Origin of the sequence: Acinetobacter qingfengensis, from assembly GCF_008693185.1 — a bacterium.
Lineage (GTDB): Bacteria > Pseudomonadota > Gammaproteobacteria > Pseudomonadales > Moraxellaceae > Acinetobacter > Acinetobacter qingfengensis.
On the sequence record NZ_VXKN01000003.1, the window covers coordinates 269278 to 292851 of the forward strand.

The following is a 23574-nucleotide window of genomic DNA, read 5'->3' on the forward strand; positions in this document are numbered from 1 at the left end:
AATCAACAAATATAAATTAGGATTAATCATGCCAAATCATTATTACAAAATTAGTCTGAGCTTGCTCATATCAAGTGCTTTGGTCGGTTGCACTGCACTGGTAAAAACTCCTTATCACGCACCCGCAGTCCAGACACCTACACAATTTGAATATGCAAAATCCACTCAGGGAACCTCAGTTAATCAGTTTTCAGATCAATGGTGGACATTATTCAATGATACTGAATTAAACCGTCTAGTTGATCAGGTTATTAGCAAAAATGCCGATCTTGCCGTAGCAGGTATTGCCCTCAAACAAGCACGTTTACAGGCAAAATTGACCGAAAATCAGCAAGGTTTACGTGTAGGCTCTAGCGTGTCTACTGGACATACCATTAATCTGGGTTCTGGCGAAGATAGTGCCAATGGTTTATCTCTCAGTGGTAATGTCAGTTATGAACTGGATTTATTTGGTAAATTATCTAGCCAAACAGAAGCAGCACGTTGGGAGGCCTTGGCAACAGAGCAGGATTTACAAGCCACCGCCCAAAGTCTGATTGCAACCACTTGTCAACTGTACTGGCAAATTGGCTATTTGAATGAACGATTAAGTTCAGCGCAAACTAGTCTGGCAACCAGCCAAAAATTATTGCAACTGGTACAAGTTCAATATAAAGCTGGTGCCGTTTCTGGGCTTGAATTAGCACAAGCGCAACAATCCGTACAAAGCCAACTGGCTACTTTAAGCCAATTGCGCCAACAAGTTGTCGAAGCACGCACTGCACTTGCTGTGTTATTACATGAACCTTTACAGCAGCTTAATATCAGCGAACCAAAAACATTACCACAAATTCGATTACCTGCAATTTATGCGGGGATTCCTGCCGAAGTATTGTCACGGCGTCCAGATTTACGTGCTGCGGAATTACGTTTACGTAAGGCTTTAGCCACAAAAGATGCCACAAAAGCCAGTTATTATCCATCCATTAGCTTGACTGGTTCCTTAGGGTCAAGTAGTACATCACTTACTGATTTGCTTAAAAATCCGGCACTGGTTCTCGGTGCAAGTTTAAGTTTACCATTTTTGCAATATAACGATATGAAGCGCGATCTACAAATCAGTGAACTAGAGTATGAAAGTAGTATTATCAGTTATCGCAAAACGCTATATCAGGCATTTGCAGATGTAGAAAATGCACTTTCTAATCGAACTGAACTTACCAATCAAGTCCAAAACCAACAAAAAACACTGCAACTGGCAGAAAGAAGCGCTTACTTATATGAAGTACAATATCGTAATGGTGCAGTGGCCTTAAAGAATGTACTAGATGCTCAGGAATCTGTTCGTGATGCACAAGTGTCACTTACTCAAATGCGATACAATCAATATAATGCCTATGTCACATTGATGCAGGCTTTGGGTGGATCTCCACTACAGAGCCTACCGTAATTAAATGAGTACAATGTTCTGGCGAGATTCGCAATTACCTTATATTATTGAATCTCGCCGTGCTTGCGACAGTCGTGTTTGCTATAAATCACATAGTCATCCAAGTTTTTCGATTGGAGTCATCGACAAAGGACAAAGTATTTTTCAGGCACAAACATTTGGCCAGCATCATCTTAAAGCGGGTCAAATCATTTTAATTCCCGCACATCAGCAACATTCCTGTAATCCACGCCCAAATCAGGCATGGAGTTATCAAATGCTGCATTTGGACTTAGACTGGTTGAATCAAGTACACCAAGAAATCGTCACTACAAAGAAACATGGTCTTCAGCAAGTTATTATCCTTGACCATCCACAGTTGTACACCGCCTTTTGTCAATTCAATATCCTGTTATTTTCAACACAGGATATATTTATTAAACAGATTACGTTATATCAATTACTGGAACAAATTTTTAATAGTGAACCTGAACTCACTTTGGAAAAGCCTCAACTTAATCATGAACCATTCTTACTCACCCATTGTTATCATGAAATTGCACAACATGAAGGATTGTTAAGTCTGGAAGATTTAATGCAAATGACACAATTAAGCAGCTTTCAGATTATTCGCTTATTTAAAGCATATACAGGTTTTACCCCTCATCATTTTCAATTAAATCTACGCATTAATCGTGCTCGAGAATTGCTGCAACAACAGTTAAGATTAACAGATATTACCTATCAACTCGGTTTTGCTGATCAAAGCCATTTTCAACGAACATTTAAATCTTTTGTAGGGATTACACCACAACAATATCAAAATGCTTTAGCACATTAAGCTGCAATTTTTTTCAATACAAAGTTCCTATTTGTTTGCATGATGCATTTTTTTAATGAATTATATTTATGCTAACTTTTATCCTGATTGCAACTGCACATTTTTTGGCACTGTTATCTCCCGGTCCCGATTTCTTTTTAATTTTAAAAGTAGCAACAACTCAAAAACAGTATTTGGCTTTTATTTTGTGTATTGGAATTGCGACTGGACATTTATGCTACTTAGTATTGGTATTTTTTGGATTAAGCTTATTAGAACAGTATGTTTGGATATTAGATTGTATTCAAATTATGGGCGTAACATATCTGCTGTATCTTGCTGCTCAGATGCTCCGCACGCTAAAAAATACTAATACTCTATCTATAAATCAGCAAAAGAACTTAACTGAATCGGCATCAATTGTACAAGTTTTTTTTGAAGGTCTGGCTATCAGCCTGCTTAATCCTAAAAATGCATTATTTTATGCCTCATTAATCAGTTTACTTGGACAACAAATTACTCTCTATATCAAACTGTTTTATATCATCTGGATGACGGGTATCGTATTTTTATGGGATTTTTTCTTAGCCTATTTATTTACCCAACGTTATTTTCAACATATTTTTCAACATTGGCTAAAGCCCATTCAAATCATTACTGCAATTGTTTTTATTGGCTTTGCTATAATTATTACTGCAAATCTAGTGATGTTTTAAAAAATAACGGTGCATCACAGCACCGTTATCATGGATCAACTGTTTCAGTTAAATAACCATAAATAGTAACCATACAACATCAATGGCCAGGCAACGAATGGACTAAACAACCATTTCCACAACCAAAATTGTGGAACAAAGCCTACACCATATATAAAACCGCCAGAAATACCTAACATGACCAGCATCATGGCATTATGGCTGTAATGTCCGTTTACATCTAACATTAAATTTGGATAAACCAGTAAGATTGCTGCAAGTGGCAATGCCAATAAAAATGAAATTGCCATCACGATTTTCTGACGCATGGAATTTTTTACGTTCATTACCACCTCAGTCATCACTTATTCCTCATCTAAATCCTGATGATTTTCCATATAAAGTGCAGCAATCACACCAGAAAAACAAGCCATCAACACACCTAAAATCCAAGCGAAATACCACATATCTATTCTCCGTACCAAAGTTAGTACAAACTATGCGAGTTTGCTTCAATATGTTTACTGGTAATTTTCCCCCACATTTTGTAATAACCCCAAGAGGTATATAACAAAATAATTGGGACAAAAATACAAGCAACTACAGTCATGACTGTCATAGTATTCTTACTGGAAACTGCATCCCACATCGTTAAACTTGATACAGGATTTAAACTAGATGGTAATACAAATGGTGCCAATGCAAATCCAGCAGTTAAAATAGCACCCACAATACCCAAGCTTGTACCCAAAAAACTTAAACCTGATTTATTGGCTTTTGCAGCAGCCACTACAATTAAACCACCTAATATACCCACAATTGGTGCCAGAATGGTAATTGGATAACGACTGTAGTTATTAAACCAGCCATGATTGCCATTGGCCACCACATCTTTTGCTAATGGATTTAAGGCTGCACCTGTATCAACTGCCTGCGCATAACTATATCCTTCAATATTGCCTAGATATAGCCAGACACCGGCAAGAATAAATGTCACTAAAAATACTGCACCACAGATTAAAGTTGATTTACGTGAACGTTCATGCAAAGCGCCATCTGTACGTAACATTAACCACGAACTACCATGGGCACAGAGCATACTTAGACTCACTATCCCTGTCAGTAGAGCAAATGGATTGAGTAAAGCGAAAAAACTACCTGTATAAGTTGAACGCATGGTGTTATCCAGTTCAAATGGTACACCTTGGAATAAATTACCAAATGCCACACCAAATACCAATGCCGGAACAGCACCACCAACACAAAGTGCCCAATCCCATGCAGTACGCCATTGCGTATTTTCCAGTTTAGATCGATAGTCAAAACCTACTGGTCTTAGAAACAAGGCAAATAATACCAACAACAAAGCCCAATACATTCCAGAAAATGCAACTGCATATACCATTGGCCATGCTGCAAATAAAGCACCACCTGCAGTAATAAACCAAACCTGATTACCATCCCAGTGAGGTGCAATAGTATTAATCGCTGCACGACGTTCATTATCAGTCTTGCCAACAAATGGCATTACAGCCATTGATCCCATATCAAAACCATCTGTCAAGGCAAAACCAATGAGTAATACACCAACCAGAACCCACCAGATGATTTTTAGTATTTCATATTCGATCATGACTGAGCCTCCCGAACACCCTCTTGAGTTTCATTTTTTTCAAAATGATAACGCCCTGTATGTAACGAACTCGGGCCAAGTCGAGCAAATTTGATCATCAAATACATTTCAATAATCAATAGAACAGTATAAAACGTTACTAACGCAAAAATAGAACCCCATAAATCACCAGAGCTTAAACTGGAAGCAGATAGATGTGTTGGTAACACTTCACCAATCGTCCAGGGCTGACGACCATGCTCTGCAACATACCATCCTGTCTGAGCTGCAATCCATGGTAATGGCAATGCAAATAAAGCAAATTTCAATAACCACGGTTTTTGTTCTGCATTACGTTTTGCAACAGCCCAAGCCGCAAGAACAAATAACAATAACATCAAGAATCCGGATGCAACCATTGCACGGAATGACCAAAATAAGCTGGCAACACCAGGAATAGAATCTTTAACTGCAGCTTTAATTTGCTCATCAGTCGCATTTGTTACATTTTCAGTATATTTTTTCAATAACAGACCATAACCCAAATCTTTTTGACTTTCCTTAAAGGCAGCTAAAAGCTCAGGAGAACGATCACCAGCACGAAGTTTTTCTAATTGACTATAAGCAACCATACCATTACGAATACGGGTTTCGTGCTCTTTCATCAGATCAATCAGACCTGTCACTTGCTTATCAGTAGAACGTGTTGCAATAATGCCCATTACGTAAGGAATTTTAATTGCATAATCCGTACGTTGCTCTTCCTGATTTGGAAAACCAAACAACGTAAAGCTTGCCGGTGCAGGCTCAGTATGCCATTCCGCTTCAATTGCAGCCAGTTTGGTTTTTTGTACATCACCAAGCTCATAACCAGATTCATCACCCAGTAAAATCACAGATAATGTAGATGCTAGACCAAAAATTGCAGCAATCGCAAAAGAACGACGAGCAAAGGGTAAATCTCGTTTTTTTAATAAATAATAACTTGAAATCGCCAGAACAAATATTGCACCGGTAACATAACCTGCTGATACAGTATGTACAAATTTAACCTGAGCAACCGGATTGAATAGCAATGCCCCAAAATCTACCAATTCCATACGCATAGTTTCATAATTGAATGCAGCACCAACTGGGTTTTGCATCCAACCATTCGCAATCAAAATCCACAATGCAGATAAATTAGAACCAATTGCAACCAGCCAAGTAACCGCTAAATGCTGTGCTTTGGACAACCGATCCCAACCAAAAAAGAATAAACCAATAAAAGTTGACTCTAAAAAGAATGCCATCAATCCTTCGATCGCAAGTGGTGCGCCAAAAATATCCCCAACATAATGAGAATAATATGCCCAGTTTGTACCAAACTGGAACTCCATGGTTAACCCTGTAGTTACACCTAAAGCAAAGTTAATCCCGAATAACTTACCCCAGAATTTGGTCATATCCTTATAAATTTCCTTACCTGAAACCACATAAGTCGTTTCCATAATGGCAAGAATAAAAGCTAAACCTAAAGTAAGAGGGACAAATAAAAAGTGATACATCGCAGTCATTGCAAACTGGAACCGCGACAAATCAACGACTGTTTCTGAGATCATCGAGATGACTCCTGTGAAGCAGATGGCAAACCTGCTATATGTTCTGCAACCTGATGATCGATACCTTTAGGGATCGTGGGAGAATTGAACCAGATTGCCTTAATACCCATTAAACAAATCACTTTGATTACCAAAATCACGGCAATCTCTTTAACCAATTTTTTATTACTAAAATCTAGCCAGTCTTTCATGATGAAAAACCATTAAAAAAGTAGGTTTTTTTATTATTTCAAAAATGATACAAAAAGCCATACTCATAAAACATGCCAAGTTTCCTGATTATTTTGTTTGGGTTTCTGATAAAATTTAGGAAAAAATACAGCATTTATTTGAAATTTATACTTATTTATATAAAATATATACTTATAAAAATTTTAGATAATGGACAAAATCCAATGACATAATTTATTTTAATCGTAATAAACAATAAAACCATACAAATTTTATGGATTTTTAAAAAAAATTTAGTTCACTCAAGAGCACAATGACAGCGGTAATCTAAACATCAAATACATCTTAATTTAATAAAAAAATAAGACAAAAATCACCCATTGCTGTATTTTTTATCCCAAAGACTAGGATTTTTTAGTTATTACTTTAACCATTACAAATTTTAGTTATTATATTTTCATTCATTGAGATAAATATTAAGGCAATTTATTAAAACCCTTTTAACAAAGCCATCACAACTTATTACATTCTTTGGAAACAAGAAGAAAAATCATTTACCGAAATTTTAGATATAAAAAAACCGCTATGTCAGCGGATTATTTATTTAGCTAAGACTAGCTAAATGGTCGGAGCAGTAGGATTCGAACCTACGACCCCCTGGTCCCAAACCAGGTGCACTACCAGGCTGTGCTATGCTCCGATTCTCATAAAGAGATTGGGGTGAATGATGGGGCTCGAACCCACGACAACCGGAATCACAATCCGGGGCTCTACCAACTGAGCTACATCCACCATAATGTGGTTAAATACCGCAAGCGACCAAATGGCGCGCCTGACAGGATTCGAACCTGTGACCATCCGCTTAGAAGGCGGATGCTCTATCCAACTGAGCTACAAGCGCATACTTGATGATAAAACTATCATGCGATACGTTGCCGCCTCTTAAAATTCTTTAAGTGGTCGGAGCAGTAGGATTCGAACCTACGACCCCCTGGTCCCAAACCAGGTGCACTACCAGGCTGTGCTATGCTCCGATTTTCTCAGCGTTTTTTGTATCGCACCATGTGCGGTACGGTGTGCATTCTAGGGGTAGCACCGCACCACGTCAATACTTAGATTCAAAAAAACCAAGTTTTTTTATCTAAATGTTTATTTTAACAACAATAGTTTATCTTTTTAATTGAGAAGTAAAATTTAACATGCGATCAAGTGGAACTTTAGCCCGTTGCCGTAATTTTTCTTCTACAAATATTTCCTGATCACGATATTGTAAAACATGTAAAATTGCATCCAGCTCATTCATTGCCATCCAAGGACAATGTGCACATGAACGGCAGCTTGCACCTTCACCTGCTGTAGGTGCTTCAATCAGTTCCTTATCTGGCGCCGCTTGTTGCATTTTATAAAAAATACCACGATCTGTTGCAACAATCATTTGTTTGTGCGGCAATGTTTGTGCAGCTTTGATCAATTGGCTGGTGCTACCCACTGCATCTGCAATTGCAACTACGGATTCAGGTGATTCAGGATGCACTAATACCGCAGCATCAGGATATAAAGCTTTCATTCTGGCAATGCCACGCGCTCTGAATTCTTCATGGACAATACATGAGCCTTGCCATAACAGCATATCAGCGCCTGTTTTCTTTTTGATATAGCCCCCCAGATGCTGATCTGGCGCCCAGATAATTTTTTCTCCCAAACTATCTAAATGTTCAATAATCTCTACGGCACAACTTGACGTCACAACCCAATCTGCCCGAGCTTTTACCGCAGCAGAAGTATTGGCGTAAACAACTACCGTATGATCTGGATGTGCATCACAAAAAGTTGTAAATTCATCTACAGGGCATCCCAGATCCAGTGAACAAGTTGCTTCTAGTGTTGGCATCAGGATGGTTTTTTCAGGAGATAAAATTTTTGCTGTTTCTCCCATAAATTTCACACCCGCAACAACCAAAGTGCTTGCCTCATGATCACGTCCATATCTCGCCATTTCCAGAGAATCTGAAATACAGCCCCCCGTCCATTCAGCAAGCTCCTGAATATCAGGATGACAATAATAATGCGCAACAAGAACAGCATTTTGCTTTTTTAATTCTGTAGCAATTTGCTCAAATTTTTGCTGTTTTTCTTCAGTCGATAGAATATGTTCCGATGGTTGCCCTAACTGATCCAAATGGTGTTGCACTATTTGCTGTGCATCATTGGCAATTAAAGTGGAATCATTCATTACTGCTACAATCCTTTTGTTGGCAAGCAAAAACTTTGCTTTGCTATAGACTTCTACCCAAAAACTTTGGCGAATTTAATGATGGGAGTAGCATAGCACGTATTACTTTATACAAGGATTTTCAATAATAAATTCAAATTAAAAATTTCTAGACCATTAAAATATAGATGAACGCTGAGTGCCCATCTATATCTTTTGAATTTAAGATACAACGTGTTAAAGCACGTTATTTTGAGTTATAAATGAGTTAAGATCGATAATCTGCATTGATTTTGACATAATCATAAGAAAAGTCACAGGTATATACCGTATCCTTGGCATCACCACGTCCCAGATCTACTCGAATCAGAATTTCTTTTTCACTCATAACTGCTGCCCCAGCTGCTTCAGTATAATTCGGATTAGCACCACCATCTAAACAAATTTGTACTTCACCCAACCAGACTTGCACTTTACTGCTATCAAGATTATCAACACCAGCTTTACCAATTGCCATGACAATGCGCCCCCAATTTGGGTCAGAAGCAAATAGAGCCGTTTTAATTAAAGGCGATTCAGCAATACTGTAGGCCACATCACAGCATTCTTGCGTATTGGCACCACCTTCTACTGTAACGGTAATAAATTTGGTCGCCCCTTCACCATCTCTTACAATCAATTGTGCCAGACGCAACATAACTCTGGATAAAACGTCCAGAATCACTTGATAGCGAGGATCATCAATCGAATCAATGCCTTTTCCTCCAGCCAGACCTGTAGCAATAAAAATACAGGAGTCATTGGTTGATGTATCACCATCAATAGTGATGCGATTAAATGACTGAGTAACTGTAGTTTGTAATAATTGGTCAACTAATTCCTGAGCAATCGGAGCATCTGTTGCCACAAAACTTAACATGGTTGCCATATTTGGGCGAATCATTCCTGCACCTTTACTGATGCCAGTCATGTGATAAGTCACCCCATCCAGTTCAAATTGTTCAGATGCACCTTTAGGTGTAGTATCTGTAGTCATAATACCGTATGCAGCTGCTTCCCACCCCTCTTCAGTTAGATTTTCTAAGGCTGGCTGAATACCGTTGAGTAACCGCTCTATTGGTAATTGCTCACCAATGACACCTGTAGAAAAAGGTAAAACCTGATTGGTTTGGACATAGCCTAAATCAGCCAATCTTTTACAAGTTTTTTCTGCATTTTGTAAACCAATTTCACCAGTTGCGGCATTGGCATTGCCTGTATTAATAATCAAATAACGCGGCGTATTCTCTGCAAGATGCTTTTTACTGAGTAATACTGGGGCTGCGGCAAATGCACTCTGGGTAAATACACCCGCAACGTTTGAACCTTCCGCAAATTCAAACACAACCAAATCTCGTCGATTGGCATAACGTACATACGCTTCACTGGTACCAATTTTTACACCAGACACTGTCCACATTTTTGGAAAAGTTACGTCACCAACCGCCATGAGAATAAACCTTTTATCTATCAATAATATTTTACTGGAACGCAATACCATTTGTCTGCGTAGACATATAGATTACCCCTTAATACCGTGAATGGGTAGTAGCTTGATTATAAAGACAATGAATTAAAAGTGGTGCGATGATTTATTCAATGAATTTTATCCATTGAAAAAGCCCATTACTGATGTAATAGGCTTTCAGGTGGTTGTGAATATTATTGCATCGGATTAGCAGGTTTTCCAATATTCAGCAAAGTTTGCTCAGCTTGTTGTTGACTTTCAACAGAAAGTGCCGGATTAGAGGCAACAATACGGCTGACGGTTTGAGAGTTTGCAGGCAGTAGAACTTCTGTCTTGAAAGTAATTGGTCGATTATTTGGATTGTCAAACGCATAGCGTATTCCGGTACGAGGGCTAATCAAAACTGTTTTTTTGCCTTGTTGTGTTGCAGCAACATTCGATGCAGCAGTAACGGCTTCTATTTGTGCGGCGGGTACAGTCATACTTTTAGCCTGCTCTTGTTCAGCCATAGCCAAAGTTGGAGCACTGATTGCTAATCCTAAAATAATTAATCGAGCATGTTGTTTCATATATTTGATTATCCCTGATATGTCGCAAAGGTTTATAAGGTGTACATATCTCTATTAAACAATAAAAAGGTTTGGTCTTACGCTAACTTTATGTAACGATCAGATTTTTCCGTGACATTGTTTATACTTTAACCCTGAACCACAAGGACAAGGTGCATTACGGCTTGTTGGTGGTGCAATCTGCATGCTGTCAGACACTTCAGATTCTGCAATTTCAGTAATTTCGCCAGTTAAACCATCTACATCATCATGCGCAAACGACAACTGCATGGCTTCTGCTTGACGCTGTTGCTCTGCTTCAAGTTCAGCCAATTCTTCAGCAGTAGGAATATGTACTTGAGATAAATCAGTGACCACATCCGACTTAATCGCACCAAGCATATTCACAAACAAATTAAAGGCTTCTTTTTTGTATTCCTGCTCAGGATTTTTTTGTGCATATCCACGTAAATGAATACCTTGACGTAAATAATCCATGGCTGCCAGATGATCTTTCCAGTGTTTATCCAGTGCCTGTAACATGAAATGGCGCTCCAGCATGGCAGCATTATCATTGCCCATCTGGATCATTTGCGCACGGCGCATACGGTAACGTTCCAATACTTCATCGGTAATACGTTCAACCAAACCTTCCTCATCCAAACGGCGATTTTCTTCCAACCACTCTGATACAGGAAGCTCCAGGCCAAGATCTGTTCGTAAGGCATTTTCCAGTCCTGCAATGTCCCATTGATCATGAATAGATTCCGGTGGAACAAAATTGGCAATCAGTCCCTTGGCCACATCACGGTGCATTTCTTCAATGCCTTCCTGTAAAGTTGCTTCTGATAGAACTTCATCACGCTGACGATAAATAATTTTACGTTGTTCGTTATTAACGTCATCGTATTTCAGCAAGTTTTTACGGATATCAAAGTTACGTGATTCAACTTTACGTTGTGCATTTTCAATCGAACGTGACACCATTTTATGTTCAATCGCTTCATTTTCTGTCAGTCCTAATGAACGCATCATGGCAATCACGCGATCACCAGCAAAGATTCTCATCAAATCATCTTCAAGGGATAAATAAAAGCGTGATACACCCGGATCACCCTGACGACCAGCACGACCACGTAATTGGTTGTCAATACGACGTGATTCATGACGTTCAGAACCAATGATATGTAAACCACCTGCATCCAGAACAGCTTTGTTATTATCTCGCCATTCAGCTTCCAGACGTGCTTCATCCTCTGCTGTTGGTGTCTCGATTTTGGCAAGCTTGGCTCGCCAGTTACCACCAAGCAAAATATCCGTACCACGGCCTGCCATATTGGTTGCAATGGTTACAGAATTCGGACTACCGGCTTGTGCAATAATATCAGCCTCACGCTCATGCTGTTTAGCATTCAATACTTCATGATGAATGCCAGCCTGCTGTAGTTTTTCCGATAAAATTTCACTGGCTTCAATAGTTGCTGTACCAATAAGAATCGGTGCAACACCCGCCTCACGAATTTCCTGAATCGCTTGAATAATGGCATTGTATTTGCCATCACGTGTCAGATAAATCAAATCATTTAAATCTTTACGAATCATTGGACGGTGGGTTGGAATGATCACCACATCCAGATCATAAATTTCTTTCATTTCTGCGGCTTCAGTGTCCGCAGTTCCGGTCATACCTGAAAGTTTTTGATATAAACGGAAATAATTCTGGAATGTTGTGGTTGCCAATGTCTGGTTTTCTGGTTGAACTTCCAGACCTTCCTTCGCTTCGACAGCCTGATGCAAGCCTTCTGACCAGCGACGACCAGGCATGGTACGCCCGGTATTTTCATCAACAATGATGATTTCCTGTTGCTGGCTTTGTGGATTGATGCCAATAATATAATGTACGTTACGTTGATATAAATAATGCGCACGAATAGCTGCGGTTGCATGATGCAATAAATTTAAATTACTGGCTGAATACAGGCTTTCTCCTTCTGCGAGTAAACCCATTTGAATTAATTCATCTTCAATAATTTCAAAGCCAATTTCGGTAATCTCAATTGAGCGCTGTTTTTCATCTACCCAAAAATGCCCGCCATCTACAACTTTTTCTTCTTTTTGCGGATACAACTTGGCCGGAATATTGTTAATTAATTGATAAAGTTGTGAAGAGTCTTCACTTTGTCCTGAAATAATCAAAGGTGTGCGTGCTTCATCAATCAGGATCGAATCCACCTCATCGATAATCGCGTAATGCAAACCACGCTGTTTTTTCTCAGCAAGGGAAAAGACCATGTTGTCACGCAGATAGTCAAAACCAAATTCATTATTGGTACCGTAAGTAATATCTGCCTGATAAGCTTGAGTTTTTTCTAGTGGCATCTGCATTGAATAAACGGTACCAACACTTAACCCCAAAAACTCGAATAAAGGACGGTTTAATTCAGCATCACGTTGTGCCAAATAATCATTGACAGTAATGACATGCACACCTTGACCACTTAAAGCATTTAAATAACATGCAAGTGTTCCCATTAGGGTCTTACCCTCACCTGTACGCATTTCGGCAATTTTACCTTCATGCAAGGTAATACCACCAATTAACTGCACATCATAGTGACGCATTCCCATAACACGTTTGGATGCTTCACGACAGACAGCAAAGGCTTCTGGTAATAATTTATCCAGAGAGTCTCCTTTTTGATAACGTTCTTTAAATTCCTGAGTTTTTGCAGTTAAGCCTGCATCGCTTAAACTAGAGATCGACGGTTCAAGTGCGTTAATTTGATCAACGATTTTACGCATTCTTTTGAGCTCACGCTCATTCTTGGTACCGAAGATTCCTCCGATCAGACTTGCCAACATGAATATAACTCTCTAAATTTAAAAATACGTTATTTTCTACAGGAAAATTTTACCCGAATATTATGAGGTCAGAAACTGGAAGTACAAGTAGTAATCCGTTACTTTCTACAATTTTTTCCTTGAAACTGGTAGCTTAGACAACATTAGAAGTAATATGATTTATTTTTAACAACCACTTATTCTTTTTATTCATAATAAAATATAAAAACTTTATTTTTAATAATATAAAAATTAGCGCATAGTTTAGCTATTGATAGCAACAATACACAATCTGGAGAGAAAAATGAGTTTACGTCTTGGTGATATTGCGCCTGATTTTGAACAGGAATCAAGTGAAGGTCTGATCCATTTTTATGATTATTTAGGCGATCAATGGGGAATTTTATTTTCGCATCCTGCTGATTACACCCCAGTTTGTACCACTGAATTAGGTTACACCGCCAAGCTTAAAGATGAGTTTACCAAACGCAACGTTAAAGCGATCGCATTATCTGTAGATGATGCCGAGTCACATAAAGGTTGGATTAACGATATTAACAGCACTCAGAATACAACTGTAAATTTTCCGATTATTGCTGATGCTGATCTTAAAGTTTCTGAACTTTATGGATTTATTCATCCAAATGCTAGTGAAACAACAACTGTACGTTCATTAGTGGTTATTGATCCAAATAAAAAAGTACGTTTGATCATTACTTATCCTGCATCTACAGGTCGTAATTTCCATGAAATTTTACGTGTAATCGACTCTTTACAACTTACGGATAACTATAAAGTTGCAACGCCTGCAAACTGGCAGGATGGTGATGATGTAGTGATTGTACCATCTATTAAAGATGAGGAAGAAATTAAACAGCGCTTTCCAAAAGGCTACAAGGCCGTTACACCTTATTTACGCTTAACGCCTCAACCTAATAAAGATTAATCAAAACAATAAATAATACATCCTAAGCCCTAAATTTTTAGGGCTTTGCTTTTATTGATAATTTTTTCAAAACTTCTGCAACAGCAATCATGGCAAAACTACTGGTCACAACAACTGCTGAGCCATATCCACCACAACGCAAACCAGCATTACCATTCAGACTATCGCAAGTAGACACATTGGAAAATGGATTATCCACTGAATATACACAGCTCACTCCAAATTTTTCCTTGGGCTTTTTACAAATTCCTTTATTGCGTAATTGTGAACGTAATTTTGCCAACATAGGATCCTGTTCTGTTTTAGATAAATCTGCGACACGAATTTTTAGCGGATCCAACTTTCCCCCAGCACCACCTGACATAATTAATGGAATTTTATTAAAACGACAATGTAAAATTAAAGCCAGTTTAGCCTTTACATCATCAATGCAATCCAAAACTACATCAGGTTCACTGGCGAGCAATTCCGTAACATTCTCTGGCGTTAAAAAATCATCAATCAAATTAATCTTTATTGCAGGATTAATTTCACGGCAACGCTGTGCCATAACTTCAATTTTATCATGTCCAAATGTTGAGCTTAGCGCAGGAAGCTGACGGTTAACATTGGATGCAACAATCACATCCATATCGATAAGCGTTAATTTTCCAATACCCGAACGTGCCAGTGCTTCAACTGCCCATGAACCTACACCGCCAATACCAATCACCATCACATGGCTTTTTTCAAATGTCTGAAAAGCTGCTTCACCATAAATTTTATTGGCACCGGTAAAACGACGAGTGTAATCATTTTGGATTTCAGTATTGGAATCTGTCATTTGTAGATATCGAGAATCAGGATATACAAATTATAACTGAGTTCATCAGTAATACTAAATCACATCCATCACAATATTAATTTCCATTTCTAATCTTCTCCACATTACTGTTCATAATATGTCGAACGATGTTCTTAAATACCAAACGCTTGAAAAAATTTAGTTTTTGCTGATGCTTTGAATACAGATCATCAGGTGTATCAAATAATCCAAAGTCCTGATTAATCCCTTTATTCTGAATAAAGGGATTATTGTTGTTCCATTCGATGGGCGGATTTGCAAAGTTATCTGTATAGACCCCAAAACCACAAAAAGTCGTTTTACAGTCAATATATTGCTCCTGTAATTTTGAGAGATAAGGTTTATCGACAATCACACCTTCTAAAAAATACCATTGCCCATTCACCAAAACCTCAACCCAGCTATGTAAGATGTTTTGCGGCGAAAGTTTATAGCAAATGCCTGTAATCGCTCCTTTTTGTAATGCCTTATCAATGGTAAAGCCATGAATACGGTTTGGTATACCGACCACTCTTAACAAAGCCATCAGCAAAGTCGCTTTGGTGTTGCACTGTCCGTACCCATCTTTCAGGATTTTCGAGGCAGGAATATCATCTGAAATATTATAACCAAATGCGATTTCATCCCGTACAAAGTTATATATTGCTTTTATTTTTTCCACAATATCCAGACTGCTCCAGCCTCTTTGCTCTAACAATGTTTGGACAGTTTCATGTGAATAATCAAGGATTCTTGTTTCTTTAAGATAATTTTCCATCATTATTTCTCTAAATGATTTAAATTAAAATTATTTTATAAACCTTGATACGATAGTAAGGTCAAGTCATCAGTTACTCAAATTCCAACTGCTCTTTTAAAGTGCTTGTAAGTGTAGCGCCTCTAAACTATTCCACCACAATTTTTGCGCTAGCAGATACTGATCCTGCTGGGTGATTTCGGCCAAACCCGCAAGCACGTAAGGTAAATTCCCAGGTGTATTTCGGGTACGATGTTCTGTAGAATTTTGACAGCAAAGGGGTGTCATATCAGGACAATCTGTTTCCAAAACCAAATCATCAAGTGTAATTTGTCCAACCACCTCATGCAGTCGTTTTGCATTGGGATTGGTAATCTGACCAGTAATACCAATTTTAAATCCAAGTTTGATCAAAGCTTTGGCTTCTTCTACACCACCACTAAAAGCATGAGCAATACCACCTTGTTTAAATTGATGCTGTTTTAATAATTGAATAGTTTCTGCATGAGATTTGCGGATATGAAGTAAGACTGGTTTTTGGTAAATTGTTGCTAACTCAAGTTGTGCCGAAAAATATTGCGCCTGTAATTGTCTGATATTTTGTTGTTTATGTGCTTTAATAAAACTATCCAGACCAATCTCTCCAATGGCAACGCAGGGTTGCGTGATCAGAATCCGTTCTAATTGCAACAGATGTTCTGGTAAATGTTGTTCAATATAAAAAGGATGTAATCCGGGAGCCAACAAACTTCTTGGAACACATTGTAATTGCTGTAACTTTTGGTTGCATTGGATTAGTTTATCAAACCGTGAGGCGATAAATCCAATCAGAACCAATGCTTTTACTCCAGATTGATATGCTTGTTCTGCCAGTTGCTGTCGATCTAAATCAAAGTCTTCAACATCAAAATGTGTATGCGTATCAATCAGTTGTAGCATAGGATCATGATTTGGCAGGCTGAGAAGAGGATGCAGCAGTTTGATGTCTTTTCACACTTTCCGGAAGATAATTTTCTTTTAAAATCCCTTGTAATTGTGAATATGGAATCACAAGTCTTGGCAGGCCAACTGCATACGGTCCGATTTCATACTCACCATATTGTAGAATCAAGCCATCTTTTGCAAAATAAAAATTATCAGACATGGCAAATGGCCATAGTTTTTGATAATCATGGATATTCATGGCAGGTTGTGTCTGTTTAATCCATTGCTGGAAGGCATTGTATGCCAAATCATTAAAAGCCTTGCGTTTGCCAGCAATAATGACTTCATCCAGATTTAAAATGGCTTTATTTTTAATGTCATAATTAAAATATTGCTCAGATGAACTACCGTGTGCTCCTCCCACATAATTATTGGCACGAATGACGATCGCCACAATCGGCAGATCATTATCCAGTAGTTCAGGTTTAACATTTAATATTAATTGGGAAGCAGATCCCATCGCTCGCACTTCTTCAGCAAGTTTAAAGAATTTATTGATATCTCGTTGCAAGCTCGTTTGATGCTCCGTAGATACACCCGTCTTATTACGTTCTTTTTCATTCATGTGCATAATTGGTGAATTTAAATCCGATGATGCACTGGATTGCTGATCAGTTGATGCTGCATCTAGATCAAAACCTTGTACCAAACTTTGTACATAATTCTGAATGTAATTATCCACGGCTTCATTTAATTCTGGCGCATTACTATTTAAGCGCTGGATTGCAATTTGTGGACAGTTTTGTCCTTCACATTCAGGAAGATGCAACGCCACATTTTCAACACTGGCTTGAAACTTTGGTGTTTGTGGTGCTGTATTCTGAGGTTTGGACGCCTGTGCTTGTTCTGCTATTGCATCTGTTTTTTTCTCACAACCTGCCATAGATATCACAACAACACAAAACATTACGGCTGTAGTTCTTAGTTTCATACTATCGCCAAGTAATTTCAGCATAATCATTTGACCCGATCTTAAAACATGGCACACGATGTACCTTGGCATAGCTTAACACTGATTTATTTTAAGCTTCGTTAAGGAATGTTTTTATTACGCTTAAATTATCATAGCTTTACAATTCAATATAAAGATAATTGTTGTAGAATGTCAACGTTTAGCCATTGCTTGGCCTGTTCAGTGGTTAAACTGATTTCCAATACACGCTGCTGTGTCAGTTGCAAATCAGAGGCTCTATAGTAAATAACAATTCCTTGTTCATCGACATACCAATCCTGATTTGCCCAATACAAAGTTGCAGGTGTATTCTGGCTTTGTGTTGCAGACAACTTTTGTTTCCACTGCTGATAAGATTGTTGAATAAACTGTCCAAATTCAATACGTTTTTCCGGCTTAATGACATCATATAAACGTAATATTTGATGACGTTTTCGATCCAGCATAAAAAAATAATGTTCAGCAGGAATCTGTTGATCTGCAATCTGATATTGCGACTCTAGTTGCAGCAATGTCATTTCCTGATGCTGCATAGGGACTTTCGATTGAATATACAACGACCAAGGTTTGGATTGTGGATGTTGTTGTTGCCAAAGATCTGATTGTTGAATAAATGTATCTACGGCCTGCTGTAAAGTTAATTTTTGCTTTAAGCCCAGTTGTTTACGAATTAATTCTGCAATTTGTTGATTGGTAATCTGATTAAACCACTGATCCTGACTATGAAAAGCCTGAATTTCGATCTCAATGCAATATTGTTTTTCACAAAAAGGTAAGGAATAATCTGCTGCCTCTGGTGTCGCAATTAAAACTGGATAACCTTGTTGTTGCGATTGTTGCTGTAACAACTGATCAGGCTGTTTTTTATTTTGATCATCATCACAGGCAGTGAATAAAAACAACATAATACCGATAGGGAGAAAAATACGATAATGTAAACAATATGGCATGACGATTTCTCTCCCCAATTAATCAGGACAAAGACAACTTAATGCTCCCGCGTCGCACGGAATTGGATTTCTGGCCAGCGTTCCTGCATCAATTGTAAATTAACACGGCTTGGTGCAAGATAGGTTAAATAACCACCACCATCCAGCGATAATTGGTCATGGGCTTTTTTGCGAAAATCATTGAGTTTTTTCTCATCATCGCAGTACACCCAACGCACAGTGTTAATGCTCACTGGTTCATAAATACAATCCACTTTGTATTCTTCTTTCAAACGGTATGCAACAACATCAAACTGCAACACGCCAACAGCCCCAACAATCAGATCATTGCTATTTTGCGGCATAAACACCTGTGTTGCGCCTTCTTCGGAAAGTTCTTTTAAACCTTTTTGTAATTGCTTGGATTTAAGAGGATCTCGTAAACGTACTCGACGAAACATTTCTGGTGCAAAATGTGGAATACCAGTAAAGTGTAAGTCTTCACCACTGGTAAAAGTATCACCGATCTGAATGGTTCCATGATTATGCAAACCGATAATATCTCCAGGCCAAGCTTCTTCCAGATGTTCACGCTCACCAGCCAGAAAAGTCAAAGCATCTGAAATACGCACGTCTTTACCTAAACGCACATGGTTCATTTTCAAGCCTTTTTCATATTTACCTGAGCAAATTCGCATAAAGGCAATACGGTCACGATGTTTCGGATCCATATTTGCCTGAATCTTAAAGATAAATCCTGAAAATTTTTCTTCTGTCGCCTCAACGACACGTTCTTGTGCCGGATGTGCCTTTGGTTCTGGTGCCCAGTGAATAAAAGCATCAAGCACATGATCCACTGCAAAATTACCCAGTGCCGTGCCAAATAAAACGGGAGTCTGTTTGCCTGCAAGAAATTGCTCACGATCCAGTGGTTCATTCGCCATTTGTACCAATTCCAGAGATTCTTCAAAGGCTGCAAAGGCTAAATCACCTACTTTTTCACGAATATCCGGATAGTCATAGCCATCACGAATTTCTATATCAGTAATGGTAGAACCAAATCCAGCCTTATAGAGATATAATTTATTTTCCAGAATACTGTAAACACCAGCAAAATCGCGCCCCATACCCAAAGGCCAAGTAATTGGTACACAACGGATTTTTAAGACATTCTCAATTTCATCCAGTAATTCAAGTGGCTCACGAATTTCACGATCCATTTTATTAACAAATGAAATGATCGGAGTGTCACGCATTCGACACACTTCCATTAATTTAATGGTACGTTCTTCAACGCCTTTGGCACCATCAATCACCATTAAAGCTGAATCAACTGCGGTTAATGTACGGTAAGTATCTTCTGAGAAATCTTCATGTCCCGGAGTATCTAGCAAATTAATGGTATGATTTTTATATGGAAATTGCATTACTGATGTGGTAATCGAAATTCCACGTTCCTTTTCCATTTCCATCCAGTCCGATGTTGCCGCACGATCAGATTTGCGGCTTTTTACCATACCTGCCACCTGAATGGCTTTTCCCCATAACAGTAACTTTTCAGTCATGGTGGTTTTACCGGCATCGGGGTGGGAAATAATAGCAAAGGTTCTACGCTGCGCCACTTGTGCGTTCAGCTCAGTTAACAATGTCATGAGAGTTACCTACTGCAAATACAGCATTAGCCGCCCTAGAATAGAGCAAGATCGAAATAAAAATTGCCGCAATTCTAGCAGAATTCCATGCTGAACACTAATCTATAGACTACAGTTTCGGCAATACAATCTCACGATTTGCATAACGTATTTGCTGAAACTCCAGACCATAAATTTGTGCGAGGAAATTCGTATCAATAGCATCATGCTGTTTAGCAGGTTGTGAGATGACAGACTGTTGATGCATAAAGAAAAACTCATCAGCATATAAAAATGCCAGATTAGGATCATGCATAATGGCAACAATGGTATACCCTTGTCTGGATAATGCCTGTAGCTTTGCCATCAAAAAATTCTGATAGTAAACATCCAGATGATTGGTGGGTTCATCAAGTAAAATCACCTTAGGATTTTGGGTCAAAATACGGGCAATGAGTACCAGTTGCCGTTCCCCACCCGACAATGTGGTGTAATCACGATGCGCCAGATGCTGAATTTCCAATGTTGCCAATGCCTGATGAGCTGTAACTTTGTCCTGTATAGTTGGTGAAAAACCTGAAAAAGCAGCACGCCCAGTCATCACCACATCCAGCACATTAAAATTAAAAATACTCTGATGACTTTGCGCCAAAAAACCCATCTGCTGTGCCCGCTGTCTGGATTTTAATTTTGTTAGTTCAACTTGATCAAAAGAAATTTGTCCGGACTGTAAGGGATAAATGCCTGCCAGCAAATTAAATAAAGTTGATTTTCCACTACCATTTCGCCCCAATAAAACAGAAAAACGTTGCGATGCAAAACACAGATTAACATCATCAAGAATTATACGTTGTCCATAACTGAAGCTTAACTTTCGAACGAAAATCTGACTCATGATGACTATCCCCAATTCATCTTGTAACGGCGGATTAAATATAAAAATAAAGGCGCACCAAGTAACATGGTAAAAATACCAATTGGAATTTCAAAGCTAGAAAAAGATCGGGAAATATTATCAATCAGCAATAAAAAACTTCCACCTAAACAGATATTGGCCGGTACAGTTTTAACATTGTCCGGCCCAATCATCATACGCACGATATGAGGTAAAAACAGTCCATACAAACTAATAATGCCAGCAACCGCAACAGAAGACGATGTGGCAAGTGTCACAGCAAAAATTAATAAAAACTGATCTTTTCTTGGATCAACACCAACTGCCTGTGCTTCCAATTGTCCCAAAGCCAACAAATTCATGCGCCATCTTAGTATATACATGATGAATAAAGACAAAATGATCGGAATACAGGCTTGCTGTACTTTTATCCAAGTCGCCTGATGTAAGTTGCCCATAGTCCACTGTACAATGGCCTGTAACTTATACGGATCACTTAGATATTGCACAATGCTTAAACCGGCAATAAACAATCCTGAAATAATCATGCCGGATAACAAAATCACCACAACAGAACTTTTTTCATAGCGTTGCTGAGCAAAACCATAGGTCATGCACACAGCTAATATGCCAAATAAAAATGCCGAGATCTGTACAGGCAGCCAATGCGTGACCAATGCCAATGCTGCACCTAATGCTGCACCCGATGAAATTCCCAATACGTATGAATCCACCAATGGATTACGAAACAATGCCTGTAAGGTATTGCCTGATGATGCTAACGCAGCCCCAACCAAAAAAGTCAACAAGACTCTTGGCATACGCACATTCAAGATAATATTTTGCATAATCAATATTTGATTATACATTTCTGCTGTTAGATTATGCGGAGGATTGATCCATGCCCAGATGGCCCAGATAAAATCCTGCATAGAAAATTGCTCGGCCGGGCCAAGCAACAACGAAAAAAATAGCAAAGGAACAGGAAGAACATAAATCAACGTTAAATGAAATCGCTGCATAGAAACAGTGCGCCTTAATGAAGCTGCATAAGTTGGTTGGCTGCTGTCGCACCATAAAACATCGTAAGAATCCTATATTTATCTTGCGTTGCACGATATGCATCTGACGGATCAGGATAAATCCAATGATGCAATTGATTGGCAGCCAGCAAAATTTTAGGCGTATGTGGATTAAATAAAAATCCCGGACTTAGTGTAAAGACTTTTTTGTCACGAACAGCTTTTAAAGTTTGTAATTCTGGGCGTTTCAACAATATTTGCGGATCAGAATTCCAAAGTAAGATGATGTCCGGATCCCAGATCAGCAATCTTTCAGGATTGACACTGGGTTGATCAATTGAAGATTCTACAATATTTTTAGCCCCAGCCAATTGAATGACGGTATTAGGCATCGAATTACGCCCTGAAGTTGAAAATATTCGTCCACCCGACCATGCATAATACACACGAAGCTGTTGTTGTACTGGTTTTAATTGTTGCTGAATTGCCTGAATTTCGCGTTCAATAAACTGATTTAATTGTCTTGCACGATCTTGTGTACCCGTCAATTTGCCTAAATCTAGTAATTCCTGTTGTGTCTGTTGTAAATTTTCAGATTGTACTGGATAAACAGCAATATGCATTTGACGAAGTAATTCAATTAAATCTTGCTGTCCTGAACTGACAATAACCAAATCCGGTTGTAATGCCAAAACACTTTCAATATTGGTAGATGCTTCCCAATGACTTGGTGTAACGATTTGTTTTTTAGCAATTCTTTGATCCAGAATAGAATACGCTGCATATAAATCTGGGGCTGTATAAATTTTGGATGGAATGCCAATCACTTGTTTTCCGGCACCTAGCATATATAAATCATCCAGACTGGCTTCAAATAAACACACTATTCGCTGCGTTGGTTGCTGAAGCTTTATCAACTGTCCATCTGACGTTGTCACTGTGATCATATCCATTGATGTTGCTTGTTGCTGGGATGACGGCTGACAACCATAACTACACACCATCAATACCAGCACAGCAGCTAAATAAAAATTTCTGATCAACAGGACATTCCCCAAATCAACATAACAGCCATCGCAAGCAAATTTGCTATTATTGCCAGAATAATCAATTTCAACAATTGTTTTTTAAGCTGATCAACAACTCAATATACGCTAACCCAGTACACAAAAGCATGGATACGAACTTAATGGTATTTTAATTATGAGAAATAATGATTA

At 38.5% G+C, this 23574-nt stretch carries 22 protein-coding genes and 4 tRNA genes; 4 read left to right on the forward strand and 22 right to left on the reverse strand.

The window, feature by feature from the left end; translation table 11 throughout:
- The first annotated feature begins 28 nt into the window (after positions 1-28).
- The 3 genes from F4V57_RS06110 to F4V57_RS06120 all read left to right on the forward strand — a co-directional run bounded on the left by F4V57_RS06110 (position 29) and on the right by F4V57_RS06120 (position 2944).
- Complete coding sequence (locus F4V57_RS06110; protein ID WP_070069030.1) at positions 29-1429, forward strand: efflux transporter outer membrane subunit; 1401 nt, start codon at positions 29-31, stop codon at positions 1427-1429.
- A gap of 4 nt (positions 1430-1433) precedes the next feature.
- On the forward strand, positions 1434-2249 hold the full coding sequence (locus tag F4V57_RS06115) for an AraC family transcriptional regulator (protein ID WP_070069031.1): 816 nt from the start codon (positions 1434-1436) through the stop codon (positions 2247-2249).
- 68 nt (positions 2250-2317) lie between these two features.
- Positions 2318-2944, forward strand: a complete 627-nt coding sequence (locus F4V57_RS06120) for a LysE family translocator (protein ID WP_070069032.1) — start codon at positions 2318-2320, stop codon at positions 2942-2944.
- A 44-nt stretch (positions 2945-2988) separates the two neighbouring features.
- On the opposite strand, the gene F4V57_RS06125 is transcribed toward F4V57_RS06120, so the two are convergent.
- From F4V57_RS06125 to secA, 13 genes are all read right to left on the reverse strand, one after another.
- Entirely contained in the window at positions 2989-3285 is a 297-nt protein-coding gene (locus F4V57_RS06125; RefSeq protein ID WP_070069033.1) for a cyd operon YbgE family protein, read from the reverse strand.
- Between the two features lie 3 nt (positions 3286-3288).
- Positions 3289-3390, reverse strand: coding sequence for a cytochrome bd-I oxidase subunit CydX (gene cydX / locus F4V57_RS06130; protein WP_070069034.1), 102 nt, complete (start codon positions 3388-3390; stop codon positions 3289-3291).
- 20 nt (positions 3391-3410) lie between these two features.
- Complete coding sequence (gene cydB, locus F4V57_RS06135) at positions 3411-4556, reverse strand: cytochrome d ubiquinol oxidase subunit II (RefSeq protein WP_070069035.1); 1146 nt, start codon at positions 4554-4556, stop codon at positions 3411-3413.
- Positions 4553-6136, reverse strand: a complete 1584-nt coding sequence (locus F4V57_RS06140) for a cytochrome ubiquinol oxidase subunit I (RefSeq protein WP_070069036.1) — start codon at positions 6134-6136, stop codon at positions 4553-4555. Before F4V57_RS06140 ends, cydB begins: the two co-directional genes overlap by 4 nt.
- A complete protein-coding gene (gene cydP, locus F4V57_RS06145; protein WP_070069037.1) occupies positions 6133-6327 on the reverse strand; it encodes a cytochrome oxidase putative small subunit CydP in 195 nt (64 codons plus the stop codon). The genes F4V57_RS06140 and cydP overlap by 4 nt, the downstream gene beginning before the upstream one ends.
- Before the next feature lie 603 nt (positions 6328-6930).
- Positions 6931-7007 (reverse strand) — tRNA-Pro (locus tag F4V57_RS06150).
- A gap of 16 nt (positions 7008-7023) precedes the next feature.
- A tRNA-His gene (locus F4V57_RS06155) sits at positions 7024-7099 on the reverse strand.
- Between the two features lie 32 nt (positions 7100-7131).
- Positions 7132-7208: transfer RNA gene (locus F4V57_RS06160), tRNA-Arg, on the reverse strand.
- Between the two features lie 56 nt (positions 7209-7264).
- Positions 7265-7341, reverse strand: a tRNA-Pro gene (locus F4V57_RS06165).
- 134 nt (positions 7342-7475) lie between these two features.
- Positions 7476-8540 (reverse strand): quinolinate synthase NadA, encoded by a 1065-nt coding sequence (gene nadA, locus F4V57_RS06170; protein WP_070069750.1) that lies wholly within the window; start codon positions 8538-8540, stop codon positions 7476-7478.
- Positions 8541-8787: 247 nt separating this feature from the next.
- On the reverse strand, positions 8788-10008 hold the full coding sequence (gene argJ / locus F4V57_RS06175) for a bifunctional glutamate N-acetyltransferase/amino-acid acetyltransferase ArgJ (RefSeq protein WP_070069749.1): 1221 nt from the start codon (positions 10006-10008) through the stop codon (positions 8788-8790).
- A 212-nt stretch (positions 10009-10220) separates the two neighbouring features.
- Positions 10221-10595, reverse strand: coding sequence for a hypothetical protein (locus tag F4V57_RS06180; RefSeq protein WP_070069748.1), 375 nt, complete (start codon positions 10593-10595; stop codon positions 10221-10223).
- Between the two features lie 99 nt (positions 10596-10694).
- The gene (gene secA, locus F4V57_RS06185; RefSeq protein WP_070069747.1) at positions 10695-13436 is read right to left on the reverse strand and encodes a preprotein translocase subunit SecA; all 2742 of its coding nucleotides are present in this window, start codon (positions 13434-13436) and stop codon (positions 10695-10697) included.
- Positions 13437-13719: 283 nt separating this feature from the next.
- Between secA and F4V57_RS06190 the strand changes: the two genes are divergently transcribed.
- Positions 13720-14361 (forward strand): peroxiredoxin, encoded by a 642-nt coding sequence (locus F4V57_RS06190; protein WP_070069746.1) that lies wholly within the window; start codon positions 13720-13722, stop codon positions 14359-14361.
- A 37-nt stretch (positions 14362-14398) separates the two neighbouring features.
- On the opposite strand, the gene F4V57_RS06195 is transcribed toward F4V57_RS06190, so the two are convergent.
- From F4V57_RS06195 to F4V57_RS06235, 9 genes are all read right to left on the reverse strand, one after another.
- Entirely contained in the window at positions 14399-15184 is a 786-nt protein-coding gene (locus F4V57_RS06195) for a tRNA threonylcarbamoyladenosine dehydratase (protein ID WP_070069745.1), read from the reverse strand.
- 76 nt (positions 15185-15260) lie between these two features.
- The gene (locus tag F4V57_RS06200; RefSeq protein WP_070069753.1) at positions 15261-15962 is read right to left on the reverse strand and encodes a transglutaminase-like domain-containing protein; all 702 of its coding nucleotides are present in this window, start codon (positions 15960-15962) and stop codon (positions 15261-15263) included.
- Between the two features lie 96 nt (positions 15963-16058).
- The gene (locus tag F4V57_RS06205; RefSeq protein WP_070069744.1) at positions 16059-16880 is read right to left on the reverse strand and encodes a TatD family hydrolase; all 822 of its coding nucleotides are present in this window, start codon (positions 16878-16880) and stop codon (positions 16059-16061) included.
- Between the two features lie 4 nt (positions 16881-16884).
- Complete coding sequence (locus tag F4V57_RS06210; protein ID WP_171257535.1) at positions 16885-17856, reverse strand: RsiV family protein; 972 nt, start codon at positions 17854-17856, stop codon at positions 16885-16887.
- Between the two features lie 146 nt (positions 17857-18002).
- The gene (locus F4V57_RS06215) at positions 18003-18827 is read right to left on the reverse strand and encodes a hypothetical protein (protein ID WP_070069742.1); all 825 of its coding nucleotides are present in this window, start codon (positions 18825-18827) and stop codon (positions 18003-18005) included.
- A gap of 38 nt (positions 18828-18865) precedes the next feature.
- On the reverse strand, positions 18866-20458 hold the full coding sequence (locus F4V57_RS06220; RefSeq protein ID WP_070069741.1) for a peptide chain release factor 3: 1593 nt from the start codon (positions 20456-20458) through the stop codon (positions 18866-18868).
- 109 nt (positions 20459-20567) lie between these two features.
- Positions 20568-21332, reverse strand: a complete 765-nt coding sequence (locus tag F4V57_RS06225; protein ID WP_070069740.1) for an ABC transporter ATP-binding protein — start codon at positions 21330-21332, stop codon at positions 20568-20570.
- A 5-nt stretch (positions 21333-21337) separates the two neighbouring features.
- Positions 21338-22354 carry a FecCD family ABC transporter permease gene (locus F4V57_RS06230; protein WP_070069739.1) on the reverse strand — a complete coding sequence of 339 codons (1017 nt, stop codon included), beginning with the start codon at positions 22352-22354 and terminating at the stop codon, positions 21338-21340.
- A gap of 14 nt (positions 22355-22368) precedes the next feature.
- The gene (locus tag F4V57_RS06235; protein ID WP_227515683.1) at positions 22369-23397 is read right to left on the reverse strand and encodes an ABC transporter substrate-binding protein; all 1029 of its coding nucleotides are present in this window, start codon (positions 23395-23397) and stop codon (positions 22369-22371) included.
- Positions 23398-23574 lie beyond the last annotated feature (177 nt).